The following is a 17,161-nucleotide window of genomic DNA, read 5'->3' as shown; positions in this document are numbered from 1 at the left end:
GCGACGCGACAGGCCAAGAGTAGGAGCAGGCCGGAATCGGGCCAATTACATGCCATGTAATCGCCGCGCGGCATGCACGCGCAGGCGTTCGCCGCCCCGCGCTGTGAGAGGGTTGTAAGCTAATGGCTAGTTTCACCTGGTAAATTCGAGCCAATACGTCATTCCCCATCGAACGCTTCAGCGCGCGACCGCGCGAAGCGATGCCACCAGGAGAACTCTTTCATGACCGAAGCGAGCGCGCCCCGTCCGTTTGCCTATGTACTGGCCGTGCCGGACATCAATCGCAGCGCCGCCTATTTCCACGACGCGCTGGGCTTTGCCATCGAGTGGAGCGACGCCGACGACTGGCGTCTCGTCACGCGCGGCAGCGTGCGCGTGATGCTCGGGCGCTGCCCCGACGCGATACCGGCCGAGCAGACCGGCGACCACAACTATTTCGGCTACATGGAGGTGGACGACATCGACACCCTCTACCGCGAGTTCGTGCAGCACGGCGCCATCGTGCTCGAAGCGCCCACGGACCTGCCGTACGGCATGCGCGAAATGACGCTCGCCACCCCCGACGGCCACCGCTTCGTCATGGGGCAGCCCTCGCGCGCGCAGACACACGTCAAATAATCTTTCCACGGTCGACGTTGGTATCGATTACAGTAGCCGAGGCCACGAATGGCACCACTAAGCATTTCTGCCGGCGCTATATTTTCATCTTGTTTACAGGGACTTTCGGGCAACGAAAGAAAGGCCCTGCGGGGTTCCCCGACCTATCCGATCTGATAGCTAGGCAGACCGGATCAGACGGCTACAGTGCTGTCAAGGCTGCAAACAACATAAGACTTGACTTGCACCGCGGGGGGTACGCATGAAACTCATCGACCAGGAAATCGCGCATATATCGCGCATCATGATTCCGTCGCTACAGACTGCCAACGGCGTTCCGATCCTGACCGCCGACTACTGGCACCGGCGCCTCTCGGCGCTCATGGACGGCGCCCCACTTTCGCACACCCAATTCCGCACGATCGATGCCTTGATGAATCAGATCGAGCGCATTCAGGCCGATACCGCCTTCAACCAGGAACGCACTGCCGCCTGACTGCCTCCGGCGCGCGAAATGACGCGCACCGGATCCGCCAGCCCCTGGCTGGTTAGATTTCCCGCCATGTCACCCGAGCATGGATCGGCCCGCCTGCACCTTGCACGCGGGCCTTCTTTTTTTCCGCTGATTTCTCCCGGTTCTCCCCTCTCCAGGCGGCGCTCGATGTGCGATCGCTTCAGACCCCGCGGAGAATTGTTGTAAAATTCCACCACTCGATGGAACCGGTTCCATTCACTGCGGCATGGCTTGCGCGATCTCGCGCGATCCCTCCCGCCGACGGGCCGGAACCGGCAGGACGTCCCGCCCGCGGCCACGACAGAATCAGGCGGCGCCGAATTGATCCAGAATCCAGAACATGTCCGAATCTCCACTGACCTCCCGGCGGGGCTTTCTGCGCAAGGCCGTCGCGCTCGTGCCCGCGGGCGCGCTTGCGGGTTGCAATAACGGCACCCCGGGCGCGACTTCGTCCGCCCAGCCCGGGGCATCGGCCGCCGCGCAGCCGGCGTCCGCGCCGCGCGCCGAATACAAGCCGCGCTTCTTCGACGCCCGCGAATGGACCTTCGTGCAAGCGGCGGTGGACCGCCTGATTCCGGCCGACGCCGAAGGCCCCGGCGCGCTGGAAGCAGGCGTACCGGAATTCATCGACCGGCAGATGGACACGCCCTGGGCGCACGGCGCGCTGTGGTACATGCAGGGGCCGTTCGTGCAGGGCGTGCCGGAGCTCGGCTACCAGTTGAAGCTCGTGCCGCGCGACCTGTACCGGCTCGGCATCGCCTCGGTCAACGCGCATTGCGTGAAAGCACACGGTCATGCGTTCGACGCGCTCGACGCCGCCACGCGCGACAGCGCGCTCGCGGACCTCGAAAAAGGGGCGATCGAACTCGCGGACGTGCCCGCCAGCGTCTTCTTCGGCCAGTTGCTTCAGAACACGCGCGAAGGCTACTTCTGCGACCCGATCCACGGCGGCAACCGCGGCATGGCGGCCTGGACAATGATCGGCTTCCCGGGCGCGCGCGCGGACTTCATGGACTTCGTCAACCAGAACGGCCAGGCCTACCCGTACGGCCCCGTCTCCATCAACGGGGAGCGCACCTGATGAGCGTGAAGAAACCGCACGTCGATGCCGTGATCGTCGGCTTCGGCTGGACCGGCGCCATCCTCGCAAAAGAGCTGACCGAAGCGGGCCTCACGGTGGTGGCGCTCGAACGCGGCGAATACCGCGACACCTATCCCGACGGCGCCTACCCGAACACCATCGACGAACTCACGTACAGCATTCGCAAGAAGCTCTTCCTCGATCTGTCGAAGACCACCGTCTCGATCCGCCACGGCGTGAACGACACCGCACTGCCTTACCGCCAGCTCGCCGCCTTTCTGCCCGGCGAAGGCGTGGGCGGCGCGGGCCTGCACTGGTCGGGCGTGCATTTCCGCATCACGCCGGAAGAACTGCGCCTGCGCAGCCACTACGAAGAGCGCTACGGCAAGACGTTCATTCCCGAAGGTATGACCATTCAGGACTACGGCGTAAGCTACGACGAACTCGAGCCGCACTTCGATTTCGCGGAGAAGGTGTTCGGCACCTCGGGCCAGGCCTACAAGGTGGATGGCCACGTGGTGGGCGACGGCAACGTGTTCGAGGCGCCGCGCAGCGATAATTTCCCGTTGCCCGCGCAACTGAATACGTATTCTGCGCAACGCTTCTACGACGCGGCGAAGTCCATCGGCCTGCATCCGTACCGGCTGCCTTCGGCGAATACGTCCGGGCCGTACACGAACCCGTACGGCGTGCAGATGGGGCCATGCAACTTCTGCGGCTACTGCAGCGGCTATGCGTGCTACATGTACTCGAAGGCCTCGCCGAACCTGAACATCCTGCCCGCGCTCAGGCAGGAACCGCATTTCGAGCTGCGCGCGAAGTGCCATGTGCTGCGCGTCGAACTCGACGATACGAAAAAGCGCGCCACCGGCGTGACCTATGTCGATCCGGCGGGCCAGGAAGTGTTCCAGCCCGCGGACCTCGTGATCGTCTCGGCGTTCCAGTATCACAACGTTCATCTGCTGCTGCTTTCGGGCATCGGCAAGCCCTACGACCCGGTCTCGGGCGAAGGCGTGGTGGGCCGCAATTTCGCCTACCAGAACCTCTCGACCATCACGGCGTTCTTCAACCAGGACACGTGGACCAACCCGTTCATCGGCGCGGGCGGCAACGGCGTGGCCGTGGACGACTTCAACGCCGACAACTTCGATCACGGGCCGCTCGGCTTCGTGGGCGGCTCGCCGCTGTGGGTGAATCAGGCGGGCGTGAAGCCCATCAGCGGCATCGCCGTGCCGCCGGGCACGCCCACCTGGGGCAGCGCGTGGAAGAAGGCCGTAAAGGACCACTACGCGCACACGATTTCGATGGACGCGCACGGCAGCAACATGTCGTATCGCGACGTCTTTCTCGACCTCGATCCGACCTACCGCGACTCGTACGGGCAGCCGCTCCTGCGCATGACCTTCGACTGGAAGGACAACGACATCAAGATGGCGCAGTACGTGACCGGCCAGATGAAAAAGATCGCCGAGGCGATGGGGCCGCAAGCCATCAACGTCTATACGCGCGAGTTCGGCGCGCACTTCGACTCGCGCCGCTATCAGACCACGCACCTCGTGGGCGGCGCCATCATGGGCACGGACCCGAATACAAGCGTCCTCAACCGCTATCTGCAGAGCTGGGACGTGCACAACGTGTTCGTGATCGGCGCGTCGGCGTTTCCGCAGGGCATCGGCTACAACCCGACCGGCCTCGTCGCCGCACTCGCCTACTGGTCCGCGAAAGCGATTCGCGGCCAGTATCTGAAGAACCCCGGCCCGCTGGTGAGCGTGTGAAGAGCCGCATGAAGCCGTTCCATTCCCTCTCGCGCCGCGTGACGGCGTTCGCAGTGGCCGCTTTCGCGACGCTCGGTTACTCGCAAGCACCGCTGGCCGCCACAGCACCCGCCCAGGCCGCCGATACCCCCCTCCTCGCGCACGGCGAATATCTCGCGCGCGCCGGCGACTGCATCGCCTGCCACACGGCGAAAAGCGGCAAGCCGTTCGCGGGCGGCCTGAAGTTCGACACGCCCATCGGCGCGATCTACTCGACCAACATCACGCCCGAGCGCGACACCGGCATCGGCGCGTGGACCTACGACGACTTCGCGCGCGCGGTGCGCGAGGGCGTACGCCCGAACGGCGACACGCTCTATCCCGCGATGCCCTACCCATCGTACGCACGCCTGAGCGACGACGACATGCACGCGCTCTACGCGTACTTCATGCAGGGCGTCGCGCCGGTACACCAGGACAATCGCGCGGAAGACATCGTGTGGCCGCTGTCGATGCGCTGGCCGCTCGGCATCTGGCGGCACCTCTTCGCGCCTGAGGTGACGCCGTTCGACGGTACGCACTACAACGACGCCATCATCGCGCGCGGCGCGTATCTCGTGCAGGGGCTCGGCCACTGCGGCGCGTGCCACACGCCGCGCGCGCGCACGATGCAGGAACTCGCGCTCGGCGATCTCGACGGCGACGACTTCCTCGCGGGCGGCGCCCCGATCGACGGCTGGGTGCCGTCGAGCCTGCGCGGCAATCCGCGCACCGGCATCGGCACGTGGACCGAAGACGATCTCGTGCAGTTCCTCAAGACGGGGCGCACGTTGCAAAGCGCCGCGTTCGGCGGCATGACCGACGTGGTCCAGCACAGCATGCAGCACATGACCGACGCGGACCTCATGGCCATCGCGCGCTATCTGAAGACACTGCCGTCGAACGATCCGCACGAAACGCCTTATGCCTACGACGACACTGCCGCCCGCGCCCTGCGCAGCGGCAACGCGAGCGCGCGCGGCGCCGCTGTCTATCGCGACAACTGCATGGCCTGCCATCGCAGCGACGGCCACGGCTACACGCGCGTGTTCCCGGCACTGGGCGGCAATCCGGTCGTGCAGGGCAAGGACCCCACCTCCCTGATCCACGTGCTGCTCACGGGCGACACGCTGGAAGGCACGCAGGCGGCGCCCTCCTCGTTCACGATGCCGCCGTTCGGCTGGCGCCTCTCCGACGAGGAACTCGCCGACGTTGCGACCTTCGTGCGCACGAGCTGGGGCAACACCGGCGCGCCGGTGAGCGCCGCCGATGTCGCGAAGATCCGCAAGACCGTCACCGTGACGGCGCCCCCGATGCCGCCGGGCGCGTCGCTCGCGCGCTAGCTTTTCCTCTCCTCTTTGCACCGCTCGCCGGCTGCCTCGATCACGAGGCAACCGGGTGAGTGCGCACCACTCGAAGCGAACAGGGCCAGAAGCTCTGGCCCCGCACACAAATAACAAAGGCCGCAAAAAAGCCGGGAATAGATCGCAGAGTGCGGATGTATACGCCTATGTAGCCCAACGGCATGGCAAGCAATCCCGCAGCGCCATGCCACTTCAACCTCACTGGAGCTTGCCATGCGTACCCGCCAATCGATTTCCGCCGCCCTTCTCGCGCTTGCCTGCGTAGGCTTCGCCTCTGCCGCCTCGGCGCAGGGCCTGACGCGCGCCGAAGTGCGCCAGCAACTGATCGAAGCCGAAGCGAACGGCTCGCAGTTCGTCACCGACGCTTCCTATCCCGAAGTCAGTCCCGTCTATCAGCAACAGGTCGCGCACATGCAACAGCAAAACGAGAGCTACGGTTCCACCCTCTCGGGATCGTCGGCTTCGGGCAGCCCGGCATCCGTGCCCATGCACACCGCCGCGCCGCAGGCATGCGTCGGTCCTGCCGACTTCTGCATGCCTTACTTCGGCAGCTGAATGACCGGCCATCTTGAAGGACCAATCCGCCGGGCAATACTTAGGATGACGAATCGACAGTGGGCGTATGGTTACGCCGGCAAGGCCGGATGCGCCCCGGCAAAACTCAGGCCCTCCGGTCCGTCACCGTGCATGCCGGCCACCGGAGTGCCGGCCACCGGTATGCCGGCCACCGTAAAAACAGCCACCGATTCGCGTAGTCCGCTCGCCCCGCCGGCGAGCGTCTGCGCGGCGGCCGCCACCTGCTCGACGAGCGACGCATTGCGCTGCGTCGCTTCGTCCATATTGGCCACGGCGCGATTGACCTGCTCGATGTCGCTCTTCTGAGCTGCCGTAGCGAGTGCGATCTTGCCCATGATGTCGGTCAGTTCGTGCACCGACTGCACCAGTTGCGCAATGCTCGCGCCGGCATCGGCCACGAGCCGCGAGCCCGCCTCGACGTGTCCCGCCGAATCCCCCACCAGAGCCTTCACTTCCTTCGCGGCGTCGGCGCTGCGCTGGGCCAGCGTGCGCACTTCGCTTGCCACCACCGCGAAGCCGCGGCCCTGCGGGCCGGCACGGGCCGCCTCCACCGCGGCATTGAGCGCGAGTATGTTGGTCTGAAACGCGATACCTTCGATCACGCCGATGATCTCGGCCACCCGCGCCGAGCTGCCCGCAATGTCATCCATCGTGGAGACCACGCGCCCCACGACCTGGCCGCCTTGCGCAGCGGCTTCGGAGGCGGCGCGAGCCACGCTGCTCGCGTGGGTCGCATCGTCGGAGTTCTGCGCCACGGCGCTCGTCAGTTCCGCCATGCTCGCGGCCGCCTGTTGCAGCGAAGCCGCCTGCTCTTCGGTGCGTTGCGAGAGATCCATGTTGCCGGCGGCAATCTCGCCTGCGCGCACGGCGATCGACTCCGCCGAAGTCTTGATCTGCGCGACCATCGACATCAATTGTCGGCGCATCGATTCGAGCGAGGCCATCAAGCTGCCCGCGTCGCCTGCACGCAATGTGACGGCCACGGCCAGGTTGCCACCCGCGATCTCGCCGGCGAGGCGCTGCGCTACGCCGGGGTCGGCACCCAGCTGGCGCAGAATGCTGCGCGTGATGACCACCGCCGCCGCAATGCCCACGCACAGCGCGGCAATCACGGCCGCCACCGTCAACGCAGCAAGACGCGACCAGGTGCGCGCCGCCGCATCCGCGGCATCGCGCGCACGACCCTGTTCGAGCGCCACCAGTCGATCGAGCGTGGAAAGCCACACCACTTGCTTGGGCCGCACTTCGTTCACCAGAATCTTGACGGCGGCGTCCTGATCGTTGGCGAGCGCCCAGTTCATGGCTTCCTTCTCGACGAGCGGCAAGGTCTCGGCCTCCTCCTGGCGCAGCGCGGCATAGAGGCGCCGTTCCTCGTCGGTGGTGAGCGGCGAGGCGTCGAACAGGCGTCCGAGCTCGCGGTAGTTCTCCTCATAGGCGGCTTCCTGCGCCTTGATGGTGGCCTGCTCGGCGCTCACCTCGCTATCGTTGGTCATCAGCGCCATGTTGCGGATCGCGATGGAAATGCCGCTCACGGCATCGCGCAGATTGGTCGCGCGCATCGTTTCGGCATCGTGAACCAGCACGATTTCGTCGAGCCTCGCGCGGATGGCGGTCATGCCGGCCATGCCGACCACGGAGAGAGCGACGAGCATCGCCAGCACGATGCCAAAGCCTAGTGCGAGCCGGGTGGTAACGCGAGTTTGAGCCATGATGATCACGATAGTGGCCGCGGCGGTACGGCAGCGTCCGCCGGAGTCATTGAGCCGCAGCTATCCGCCCCGGCGATTTGCGCGCGTTAATCCAGGCACGCGCCGCGAGGCATTCAGGGGAAAACGCAGGAAGAGTCGTGGATCAGGCGTGCGGCCCGGTGCGGGCGGCGAAAGGCGCGGCGGATAGAGCGATGAACGGCACGGCGTGCGCGGTTTGTCTCGCACGCACGACGGTTCTGGTGGTCTTCGGTATCGCGAATGGCCTGCTGGCTGCGCCGGTTCTCATCATTGCCCCGAGGTCGAAGGCGGCATATCGTCGGATATTGTCGGGCGACGCCGCGCTCATGGTTGTGCGGGCTATGCTAGAGCAGGTCCGGCAGTGAAAACTACTGTATTTTTCAGGTTTTTAGTCGTTAAATCGGCCGTGTCCTCGTTTTACGGACATGCTTCAACTCGCCGCCGCGACATCGAAACGCACATCAGGCACGCGGCGCCTACGCACGAGCCATCCCGTTGCGGCCCGGTCGAGCGCCGTGCACATCACGAGATAGAGCGCGGCCACGAACAGAAAGATGGGGATGGGATACACCATGAGCCGGTTGTTCACCTGCGTGGCGACGAACGACAACTCGCCCACGCCCACGATATAGGCCAGCGACGTGTCCTTCACGAGCGACACCCACTGATTGACGAACGAAGGCGCCATGATGCGCACGGCCTGCGGCAAGACCACATGACGCAGGGCCGCGAAGCGCGTGAGGCCGAGCGAAAGACCCGCCTGCCACTGCGCGTCCCCTACCGCGACGATACCCGCGTGAACCGAATGCGCGAGGTACGCGCCGCCGATCAGCGAGAGCGCGCAAACCACCGAGAGAAGCCCCGGCACATCGACGTGAAAAAGCACCGGCAGGAGAAAGTAAGTCCAGAAAATCAGCATCAGCACGGGAATCGCGCGAAAGAAACCGATCACGACGAGAAGTGCCACGCGCGTCGCACGCCCAGCCATCGCCAGTGCGATCCCGAGCGCGAGACCGAGGACTGCCGAAGCCACCGCCGAAGTAGCGGCCAGCACGAGCGTGAGCGCGGCACCGCCAAGCGGCCCCTGCGGAAACGCGCCGACGAGCAGATACGGCAGATTCGCGACGAACAGGTTCCAGGGCATCATCGCCGCGCTCCCGCCGCGCCCGTGCGCACATGCAGCCAGCCTTGCAGCGCGCCCTCGATCACGGCGATGGTGCCGATATAGAGCACGGTGGCAATGCCGAACGAGGCGAAGGTCTGGAACGTTTCGGTTTCCACCTGGCGAGACGCATAGGATAACTCAGCAAGGCCGATGGCCATCGCCAGCGAAGAGTTCTTCACGAGATTCATGTATTGCCCGAAAAGCGGCGGCATGGCAATGCGCACCGCCTGCGGCAGCACGATGTAGCGAAAGCTCTGCCACGCCGTGAGCCCGAGCGCGGCGGCGGCATCACGTTGCCCCGCGCGCACGCCGGCGATGCCGGCTTCGAACTCGCCCGCGATAAAGGCGGACGTGTAGCACGCGAGCCCCAGCCACGCGGCCACGAACTCGAACGAAGGCCAGCGCAGCGAGCCGAACGGCGTTAAAACCGCATGCGGCGTATTCAGCCACTGCATCAAGGTATCGGGCAACAGCGTGGCCGCGCCGAAGTACCAGAACAACAGTTGCACCAGCAAGGGTGTGTTGCGAAACCCCGTGACCCACGCATTGGCCGCCGCGCGCAACGCCCGCACCCTCCCCTGGCGCGCGAGCGCGAGCACGATGCCGCCGAGCGTCGCGGCGAAACCCGCACACAGCGAGACACCTACGGTCACGCCGAATCCCTGCCAAAGCCACAGCAAATAGCGAGGCGCCAACGGGGAAAGGGACAATGCGTGCATCATGCCTGCGGCCCGCGGTACGAAAAATTTGAAAGATGCGAAAGAGAAACCGGCATCAAACCTTATCGCCGATCTTGAAGATGCGCGGCAGCGGCGTCTTCGTGTTCGGGCCGAACCAGCGGTTGTAGATCGTCGCCGCCGTGCCGTTCGCTTCGAGCCCGCGCAGCGTGTCGTTCACGAACGCCACCAGCCGCGGTTCGCCCTTCGGGATGCCCACGCCCATATAGTCGTTCGTGATCGCGAACGGCGGGATCTCGTAGTTCTGCTTGTCCGGCACGTTGGCGAGCAGTCCCACCAGCTTCGGGCCGTCCTGCGTGATCGCCTGCACGTTGCCGGCGCGCAGCGCGGCGAACGCGAACGGCGTGTCGTCGTAGGCTACGAGCGTCGCCTGCGGGAATTTATCGCGCACCGCAATTTCGTTCGTGGTGCCCTTGTCCACGCCAATACGCAGGCTGTTGATCTGGTCCGGCGACTTCAGCACACCCTTCTTCGCGAGGAACTGCTGGCCCGACGAGAAGTAAGGAATACTGAAATCGACCTGCTTCGCACGCTCGTCGGTAATCGTGAAGTTCGCGAGCACCAGATCGACCTTGTGCGAGAGCAGGAAGGGAATGCGGTTGGCAGGATTGGTCGGTTGCAATTCCAGCTTCACGCCCAGCTTGTCGGCCAGCGCCTGGGCGTAGTCCACGTCGAGGCCGACGATGTGGTTGTTCGCCGGATCGACGAAGCCGAACGGCGGGTTGCTGTCGAACGTGGCTACGCGCAGCACGCCGGCCTTCTTGATGTCGTCGAGACGATCAGCGTGGGCAAGCGTGGAGAACGTGGCCGTCAATGCGACAAGCCAGGCAGCGAGCGTACGGATCTTCATGTTGTTGTTTGTGCAGTCTGTGTGGTTGAGGGAGCCCGGCACCCCGGTTGCAGCGAGTGCCGGGTTTACCGCTAGAACGCCGAGTATAGGAAGCCTCGGCGCAGCGCTCCAATAACGGATTTGCACAAACTTATCGGCGCAGCAGATTTATCGCCCGTGGCGGCTTGCGACGAAGCGGACCGCAAGCCTGCCGGCTCATTGATCGACCGGAATCCACGCCGCCGTTGCGGCGTCGCTCGAGCGGAACGCCGGGAATTTCGTGCCGAGTTCCGCAATCGTGTGGATGTCGTTTTTCACGAGATCGTCGCGCGTCACGAGCGTGGGCTTCACGACGATGCGATGATCGAGCGGCTGCCCCGCCACTTCGAGTGCGGCGGCCCGCACCGACACGGCGCCCACCACGGCCGGGTTGGTTGCCGCCGTGGCCACCCATGCGCTGTTCGGCGCGCGTATCGCTTCGATATCGGCCGTCGAAATATCGGCGCTGTAGATGCGCAGTTTGCTGCCGAGATTCGCTTCGTCGGCTGCGAGATTGGCGCCGCGCGCAAACTCGTCGTACGGCGCGATCACCACGCGAATGTCGGGATGCGCGCGGTAGGCTGCAGCGGCCTGATTCGCCACGGATTGCGCAATCGGATTGTCCACCGTGCCCCAGCGCGCCTTCTCCTGCACGCCCGGATGATCGTGCTTGAACGACTGCCACACGGCGTCCCGCCGGTCGAGCGGCGCGAAGCCCGCCACGTATACATAACCCGCCGAAAACGCCGCGCCGTTGTCCTTCACGGCCTGCCCGAGCAGGAGCGTGGCAAGATCGCGATCGCTCTGCTCGATCTGCGGCACCTTCGGGTTCGCGAGATCGACGTCGAACGCCACGACCTTGATGCCCTTGTCCAGCGCCTGCTGCACCACGTCCTTCAGCGACTCCGGCAAGCCGTGATTGACGATGATCGCCGCCACGCCCAGATTGATCGCCTGCTGGATCTGGTCGCGCTCTTCGGCTGCATCCTGGCGGCCTTCGTAGATGCGCAGGTCGATGCCCAGCGCCTTCGCCTGCTTCTGCGCCCCCGCCTCGTAGGCCTGGAAGAAGTCGCCTTCGGAAAGATAGTTGACGAGCGCGATCTTCACGCCGCCCTTGTTGAAGGGCGCGGGCGCCCCTTGCAGCGAAGCCGCTTGCGCCGCCGGCAGGCCGGACATGGCAGCCGCAGCCACTGCCAGCGCGATTGCCCCCAGCGCGCGGCGCGTGCCGCCCCGCTTCGTCATCTGAGCCGATATCTTCATGGGTCTCCCGTAAGGTTATCGCGCGCCTAGTTCCAGGCGTGACGCGCCGGCTTGACGCCGTTGAGGTAGTAGTTGCCGACGAGGTGATACTTCCAGCGCACCGGATCGTGCAGCGTATGCGTGCGGGCGTTGCGCCAGTGACGGTCGAGGTTGTGCGCGGCCAGCGTCGACTGCGTGCCTGCGAGTTCGAACAGCTTTTCGCCGGCCAGCAGGGCGGCCTCGGTCGTGAGCACCTTCGCCTCGCCGACGGCAACCGAGGCGCGCGCCACGTCGTCTTCCGTCGTCGCGCGCTGCGCGGCAATGTCGTCGAGCACGCGTGCCGCCCGTTCGAGCAGCGCTTCCGCCGCATGCAGTTGAATGTGCAGATGACCGATCTCTCGCACGGTCAACGGATCTTCGCTCGCGCGCTCGACGCCGCTATCCACCCACGGGCGCGAGCGCGTGCGCACGAACGCCAGCGTGTCGTCGATCGCCGCGCGCGCGATGCCCGCGTCGATCGCCGCCTGAATGATCTGCGAAACGGGACCGTTGAGCGTCGGCAGTTCGGACACGCGATGCGCGGGCAGCACGAGCGACGCCGGCACGCGCACGTTCTGGAGCGTCACCGTCCCGCTCGCCGTGGTGCGCTGGCCGAAGCCCGACCAGTCGTCCACCACCGCAAGCCCCTCGGTACCCTGCGGAATGTAGGCCAGCCAGCCGCGACGGTCCTCGTCGAGACCCAGTACCGGAACGAAATGTGCAAACAGGGCGCCGGTCGAATAGAACTTGGTGCCGTCCACCACGTAGTGGTCGCCGTCGCGGCGCACACGCGTCTTCAGGTCCAGCACATGTTTCGTGCCCTTTTCGGAGAAGCCGTTGCCAAAGCGCTTGCCCGCAAGGACCTGCGCGAAGAGGTAGCGCTTTTGCTCCTCGGTGCCGGTCAGCGCGATCACGTCGACCAGGCCGAAATGATTCTGCGGCAACTGCCCGAGCGACGGATCGGCGGCGGCAATCAGCTTGACGACCTCGGTGAGCGTGACGAACGAGACTCCCGCGCCGCCATAAGCCTTCGGCACCGTGATGCCCCACAGGCCCGACTGCGAGAACCATTCGATTTCTTCGCGCGGCAGCCGCCGCTCGCTGTCGCGCGCCGCGGCGCCTTCGGCCAGCCGCGTGGCCAGCGCCTGCGCGACGGCAATCGCTTCGTCGTCCGTCGCGATCACCCGCGCGGTTTCGCTCGTGCCGCCCTCGGGCGTTTCGATGCTTTCCAGTATCTCTGCCATGTTTTCTCTCCGCCCCGGTTGAATTCAGGTTTCCTTACTTTTCGATGGAGACACGTATCTTCAGGTGCGCACTCAAACCCGGCCGTCCGCCCGGCGCCCCACGCTGAACGTGAACGCCAGCGCCACGACCAGCAGCGCGCCCTTGATGAAGTCCTGCAGGTAATACGGCGCATTGAGCATCGTTAGCCCATTGAGCAGCACGCCCACGAATACGGCGCCGATCACGGTCCCGGGCACATTCGGACGCTTCGCGCCCCACACCGCGTAGCCGACGAGCGCCGCCGCCACCGCGTCCAGCAGCAGCGAATGGCCCGCGCTCACGTCGCCGCGTCCCACGCGCGCGGCAATCAGCAAGCCGCCCAGCGAAGCGATGGCCCCCGAAGCGACATAGGCGGCAACGCGGTAGCGTGCAGCCGGTGCGCCCGCCAGACGCGCCGCCGTTTCGTTGCCGCCGATGGCATAGATCACGCGGCCCCAGCGCGTCGCGGCCATGATGAGCGAGACCACTACGGTCACGGCCAGCAGCACGAGTACCGGCGCAGGAATGACATCGAGCAGGCGCGCGCGGCCGAAGGCGAGGAACGCGTCGGGAAACGTGCCGTCCGCTTCGGTGCCATCAGGCAAGATCGTGCCGGTGGCAAGCGAGCGGCCGCCCGTGGGAATCAGTTGCAGGCCGGCGAGCAGGAAAAGCGTGCCGAGCGTCGCGAGTTGGTCGGGCACGTGCAGGCGCGTAATCAGAACACCGTTGAACAGTCCCGCCGCAATCCCGAGTGCGAGGCATGCCGCCACGGCACCCCACGCGCCGCCGTGCCAGACCACCAGCACGTAGCTCGCCGCCATCTGCGCGGAGGCAGCGATGCTGCCCACCGAGAGATCGAATCCGCCGGCCGCCAGCGTGATGGTCACGCCGATGCCGAGCAACGCAACGATGGACACGGCCTGCAGGATGCTGAACAGATTGGCCACGTTGAGGAACGCCGGCTCGCGCACGGCGAATACCACGATCAGTGCGGCCAGGACGAACAACAGGCCGCCGCGTTCGAGCAGCGCGAACAGGCTGTCGCGACGGCGCGCAACGGGATCGCGTGCCGGCGTGTCTTCGGGCGTGAGCGTGGTGGAGACGGATCGCATCATGCAGTGGCGGAAAAGGACGGCGCCGCGTGGGCAGGGTCAACGGAGCCGCGATCGAAATGCACGATGCGGTCGGCAACTTCATGCGCTTCTTCGAGGTCGCTCACGAAAACGAGCGTGGCACGCCCCGCCGCTTCGCGGCGCAGCGTGGCGGCGATATCGGCGCGAGCGCCGGCGTCCACGCCCTGGAAGGGTTCGTCGAGCAGCAGTAAACAGGCGGCCTCGGCGTGCCAGCGCGCAAGCAGCACCTTCTGCTGATTGCCGCCGGAGAGGCGGGTAAGGCGGTCGTCGGGACCCTCGCAGCGTATGCCGAAGCGCTCGATGGCCTCGCGTGCCGCCGCCGCTTCGCGCTTGCGCGGCAACAGCGCAGCACGCCCCCAACGCGGCAGAAACGGGAAGCTGATCGTGCCGGCAATCGACGCAAACGGCACGGAATCGGGAAAGAGCGAACTGCGCCAACGGTCCTCGCCCGCGAAGAAAACGCCGGCGCGAATGGCCTCACCCGGTTCGCGCGGCTGCCAGGGGCGGCCGTAGAGCGACATCGCTCCCGCGGCGGCACGCTCTGCGCCAAAGATCACGCGGGCAAGCCGCGACTTCCCCGCGCCCACCGGACCCGCGATCGCCACGATCTCGCCCTCGCCGACGTCGAGATCGAACGCCTCGCTGTGCGCCGAAAGGCGCAGTCCGCGCAGGCTCAATGCGGCTATCGCGCGCGCTTCCGATAGCGGTTTCGGCACTGCATGCGCTGCCGCCAGCGGCCGGCCGATCATCTTCTCCAGCGCCGCGTCGAAATCGACAGGCGCCTCTTGTTCCGCCACGATGCGGCCGTCGCGTACCACCGCGACCCGCGTGGCGAGCCTGCGCAAGTCGGCCAGCCGATGCGAAACGAGCAGCACGGCCACGCCCTCCGCACGCAGGCCATCGACGAGTTCGTAGAGCCGCCCGGCTTCGGCAGCCGAGAGACTCGCCGTGGGCTCGTCGAGGATCAGCAGGCGGGGCCGGGTCGCGAGAGCCCGCGCAATCGCCACACGCTGTTGTCCTGCGAGCGAGAGCGAACCGAGCGGCGCATCGAGATCGGCGGCCAGGCCCACGCGCGCGGCCAGCGCGCGTGCCCGGGCGCGCCTTGACGCGCGCGGCGTCCACCAGGGTGCGCCCTCGCCGCATAGCTGTTCGAGCAGCAGATTGTCTGCAATGGAAAGCGTCGGCACGACGGCATCGGCCACCGACTGATGCACCGTCGCCACGCCCAGCCGCCTCGCGGCCTGGGGCGTGGCGGGCGCATACGGGGCACCCGCCAGGGTCATCGTCCCCTCGTCGTGAGCGTGCACACCGCTCACGATCTTCACGAACGTCGATTTGCCCGCACCATTCGCCCCCATCAACGCAACGACCTCGCCCTCGCGGATCGAAAAATCGAGCCGCGACAACGCAATGGTGGCGCCAAAGCGCTTCGTAATCGCATGGGCAGTGAGGATCGGAACGGACATCTCGGGTGTCGCGAACAGAGGATGGATGCGGGATTAGCAATGCATAACGCCCCCATCCTACCGAGGCACGCACGCAGTCCCAACAAAGCGATGCTCATATTCATGCGCGCACATTTGCTAAGGGAAGCTACACATCGTCTCCGCAATCGCATCGTATTCGATGTCCTCGCGACGACCGCATCCCTCCAAATCAACGGGGCCGATATCGATCTGCCAATCCGTTATTGGAGTGGGACAAAGCGCCTTTGTATAGTCATGAGTCCACCGGCGCCGCCTGCGCGACTTGCACGACTGCCTGTGCGTCCCGCACGCCGCGCTTGCCTCCCCCTCTCGCCCGCCCATCAGGAAGACAGCATGACGTCACGCCAGACCGACACCGGGTTATCCACCGGCACCGACTACGAAACCCTGGCCCGCCGCTTCCGGCCGATCTTCGCTGAGATCGCGCACGGCGCTGCCCAACGCGACCACGAACGCATCCTGCCGCACGATGCGATTGCCGCGCTCAAGGCGGCGGGATTCGGTGCCGTGCGCATTCCCGTGCGCGACGGTGGTGCAGGTGCCTCGCTGCCGCAACTCTTCCGGCTGCTGATCGAGCTGGCCGCCGCGGACTCGAATCTGCCGCAGGCATTGCGTGCGCATTTCGCGTTCGTCGAGGACTGGCTCAACGCACCGCCCGGTCCGGATCAGCGTGCATGGTTCGATCGCTTCGTGAGCGGCCAGCTGGTGGGCAACGCGTGGACCGAAGTGGGCGACGTGGCGCTCGGCCAGATCAAGACGCGCGTCGCGCAGCGGAACGGCCAGTTCGTGCTGAATGGTTCGAAGTACTACAGCACCGGCAGCCTCTATGCCGACTGGATCGACGTCTATGCGCAGCGCGAAGAAGACGGCAGCGATGTGATCGCCGCCGTGAGCGTGCATCAGGCCGGCGTGGTGCGCGAGGACGACTGGGATGGCTTTGGCCAGAGCACGACCGGCAGCGGCACCACGCACTTCCGCGATGCGATCGTGGAAGCGCACAACCTCATCGATTTCAATCGCCGCTTCAAGTACCAGACGGCGTTCTATCAACTCGTGCACGTGGCCACGCTTGCCGGTATTGCCGAAGCCGCGAAGCGCGACGCCGCGGCGCTCGTGCGCAGCCGCAAGCGCGTCTATAGCCATGGCAACGCCGGGCAGGCGAGCGACGACGCCCAGATCCAGCAGGTGGTAGGCGAAATCGCCGCGTGGGCCTACGCCGCGCAGGCAGTGACGCTGCAGGCGGCCGAGTCGGCACAGCGCGCCTACGAGGCGCACTTCGTGGGCAATGCCGAAGCAGAGCATGCGCTCAACGTCGAGGCGGAACTCGCCTCCGCACAGAGCCAGCTCGTGGCCTCCGACTTCGCGCTGCGCGCCGGCACGCACCTGTTCGACGCGCTCGGCGCCTCGGCCACGCGCGCGCCCTTCGCACTCGACCGGCACTGGCGCAACGCCCGCACCGTGTCTTCGCACAACCCGCTCGTCTACAAGGCGCGCATCATCGGCGACTGGGCCATCAACGGCACCGAGCCGCCTTTCGTCTGGCGCATCGGCAACGGCCCGGCCCACGGGACCAAGTGA

The 17,161-nt window shown here is 65.9% G+C and carries 15 protein-coding genes; 7 read left to right on the top strand and 8 right to left on the bottom strand.

The window, feature by feature from the left end; translation table 11 throughout:
* Positions 1-222: 222 nt before the first annotated feature.
* The 6 genes from U5760_RS23460 (at position 223) to U5760_RS23435 (ending at position 5,904) form a co-directional block, all read left to right on the top strand.
* Positions 223-618, top strand: coding sequence for a VOC family protein (locus U5760_RS23460; RefSeq protein ID WP_322014683.1), 396 nt, complete (start codon positions 223-225; stop codon positions 616-618).
* A 241-nt stretch (positions 619-859) separates the two neighbouring features.
* The gene (locus tag U5760_RS23455; RefSeq protein WP_322014682.1) at positions 860-1,093 is read left to right on the top strand and encodes a hypothetical protein; all 234 of its coding nucleotides are present in this window, start codon (positions 860-862) and stop codon (positions 1,091-1,093) included.
* Between the two features lie 349 nt (positions 1,094-1,442).
* Complete coding sequence (locus tag U5760_RS23450; RefSeq protein ID WP_322014814.1) at positions 1,443-2,192, top strand: gluconate 2-dehydrogenase subunit 3 family protein; 750 nt, start codon at positions 1,443-1,445, stop codon at positions 2,190-2,192.
* Entirely contained in the window at positions 2,189-3,967 is a 1,779-nt protein-coding gene (locus U5760_RS23445; RefSeq protein WP_322014813.1) for a GMC family oxidoreductase, read from the top strand. The genes U5760_RS23450 and U5760_RS23445 overlap by 4 nt, the downstream gene beginning before the upstream one ends.
* A gap of 8 nt (positions 3,968-3,975) precedes the next feature.
* Positions 3,976-5,328: a cytochrome c gene (locus tag U5760_RS23440; RefSeq protein ID WP_322014681.1), complete on the top strand. Its 1,353-nt coding sequence runs from the start codon at positions 3,976-3,978 to the stop codon at positions 5,326-5,328.
* 234 nt (positions 5,329-5,562) lie between these two features.
* The gene (locus U5760_RS23435; RefSeq protein WP_322014680.1) at positions 5,563-5,904 is read left to right on the top strand and encodes a DUF4148 domain-containing protein; all 342 of its coding nucleotides are present in this window, start codon (positions 5,563-5,565) and stop codon (positions 5,902-5,904) included.
* Between the two features lie 71 nt (positions 5,905-5,975).
* On the opposite strand, the gene U5760_RS23430 is transcribed toward U5760_RS23435, so the two are convergent.
* The 8 genes from U5760_RS23430 to U5760_RS23395 all read right to left on the bottom strand — a co-directional run bounded on the left by U5760_RS23430 (position 5,976) and on the right by U5760_RS23395 (position 15,562).
* Positions 5,976-7,634: a methyl-accepting chemotaxis protein gene (locus tag U5760_RS23430; RefSeq protein ID WP_322014679.1), complete on the bottom strand. Its 1,659-nt coding sequence runs from the start codon at positions 7,632-7,634 to the stop codon at positions 5,976-5,978.
* Between the two features lie 448 nt (positions 7,635-8,082).
* Complete coding sequence (locus tag U5760_RS23425) at positions 8,083-8,799, bottom strand: amino acid ABC transporter permease (protein ID WP_415914164.1); 717 nt, start codon at positions 8,797-8,799, stop codon at positions 8,083-8,085.
* Entirely contained in the window at positions 8,796-9,536 is a 741-nt protein-coding gene (locus U5760_RS23420) for an amino acid ABC transporter permease (protein ID WP_415914163.1), read from the bottom strand. The genes U5760_RS23425 and U5760_RS23420 overlap by 4 nt, the downstream gene beginning before the upstream one ends.
* Before the next feature lie 55 nt (positions 9,537-9,591).
* The gene (locus U5760_RS23415; RefSeq protein WP_322014677.1) at positions 9,592-10,404 is read right to left on the bottom strand and encodes an ABC transporter substrate-binding protein; all 813 of its coding nucleotides are present in this window, start codon (positions 10,402-10,404) and stop codon (positions 9,592-9,594) included.
* A gap of 195 nt (positions 10,405-10,599) precedes the next feature.
* Positions 10,600-11,682: a substrate-binding domain-containing protein gene (locus tag U5760_RS23410; RefSeq protein WP_415914162.1), complete on the bottom strand. Its 1,083-nt coding sequence runs from the start codon at positions 11,680-11,682 to the stop codon at positions 10,600-10,602.
* Positions 11,683-11,708: 26 nt separating this feature from the next.
* Positions 11,709-12,944, bottom strand: coding sequence for an SfnB family sulfur acquisition oxidoreductase (locus U5760_RS23405; protein WP_322014676.1), 1,236 nt, complete (start codon positions 12,942-12,944; stop codon positions 11,709-11,711).
* A gap of 72 nt (positions 12,945-13,016) precedes the next feature.
* Positions 13,017-14,075 (bottom strand): ABC transporter permease, encoded by a 1,059-nt coding sequence (locus U5760_RS23400; RefSeq protein ID WP_322014810.1) that lies wholly within the window; start codon positions 14,073-14,075, stop codon positions 13,017-13,019.
* Positions 14,075-15,562, bottom strand: a complete 1,488-nt coding sequence (locus U5760_RS23395) for a sugar ABC transporter ATP-binding protein (protein ID WP_322014675.1) — start codon at positions 15,560-15,562, stop codon at positions 14,075-14,077. The genes U5760_RS23400 and U5760_RS23395 overlap by 1 nt, the downstream gene beginning before the upstream one ends.
* Before the next feature lie 354 nt (positions 15,563-15,916).
* On the opposite strand from U5760_RS23395, the gene U5760_RS23390 reads away from it, so the two are divergent.
* Complete coding sequence (locus tag U5760_RS23390) at positions 15,917-17,161, top strand: acyl-CoA dehydrogenase family protein (protein WP_322014674.1); 1,245 nt, start codon at positions 15,917-15,919, stop codon at positions 17,159-17,161.

Source organism: Paraburkholderia sp. J12 (assembly GCF_905220215.1).
Classification (GTDB): domain Bacteria; phylum Pseudomonadota; class Gammaproteobacteria; order Burkholderiales; family Burkholderiaceae; genus Paraburkholderia.
Note: the sequence above shows the minus strand (reverse complement) of the source record. Positions and strands in the feature narration are given on the sequence as shown.

Excerpts from the sequence above, each read along its gene's own strand:
- U5760_RS23430 (WP_322014679.1), bottom strand. The coding sequence starts at position 7,634 with ATGGCTCAAACTCGCGTTACCACCCGGCTCGCACTAGGCTTTGGCATC.
- U5760_RS23415 (WP_322014677.1), bottom strand. The coding sequence starts at position 10,404 with ATGAAGATCCGTACGCTCGCTGCCTGGCTTGTCGCATTGACGGCCACG.
- U5760_RS23405 (WP_322014676.1), bottom strand. The coding sequence starts at position 12,944 with ATGGCAGAGATACTGGAAAGCATCGAAACGCCCGAGGGCGGCACGAGC.
- U5760_RS23425 (WP_415914164.1), bottom strand. The coding sequence starts at position 8,799 with ATGATGCCCTGGAACCTGTTCGTCGCGAATCTGCCGTATCTGCTCGTC.
- U5760_RS23390 (WP_322014674.1), top strand. The coding sequence starts at position 15,917 with ATGACGTCACGCCAGACCGACACCGGGTTATCCACCGGCACCGACTAC.
- U5760_RS23395 (WP_322014675.1), bottom strand. The coding sequence starts at position 15,562 with ATGTCCGTTCCGATCCTCACTGCCCATGCGATTACGAAGCGCTTTGGC.
- U5760_RS23455 (WP_322014682.1), top strand. The coding sequence starts at position 860 with ATGAAACTCATCGACCAGGAAATCGCGCATATATCGCGCATCATGATT.
- U5760_RS23400 (WP_322014810.1), bottom strand. The coding sequence starts at position 14,075 with ATGCGATCCGTCTCCACCACGCTCACGCCCGAAGACACGCCGGCACGC.
- U5760_RS23410 (WP_415914162.1), bottom strand. The coding sequence starts at position 11,682 with ATGAAGATATCGGCTCAGATGACGAAGCGGGGCGGCACGCGCCGCGCG.
- U5760_RS23420 (WP_415914163.1), bottom strand. The coding sequence starts at position 9,536 with ATGCACGCATTGTCCCTTTCCCCGTTGGCGCCTCGCTATTTGCTGTGG.
- U5760_RS23435 (WP_322014680.1), top strand. The coding sequence starts at position 5,563 with ATGCGTACCCGCCAATCGATTTCCGCCGCCCTTCTCGCGCTTGCCTGC.
- U5760_RS23440 (WP_322014681.1), top strand. The coding sequence starts at position 3,976 with ATGAAGCCGTTCCATTCCCTCTCGCGCCGCGTGACGGCGTTCGCAGTG.
- U5760_RS23460 (WP_322014683.1), top strand. The coding sequence starts at position 223 with ATGACCGAAGCGAGCGCGCCCCGTCCGTTTGCCTATGTACTGGCCGTG.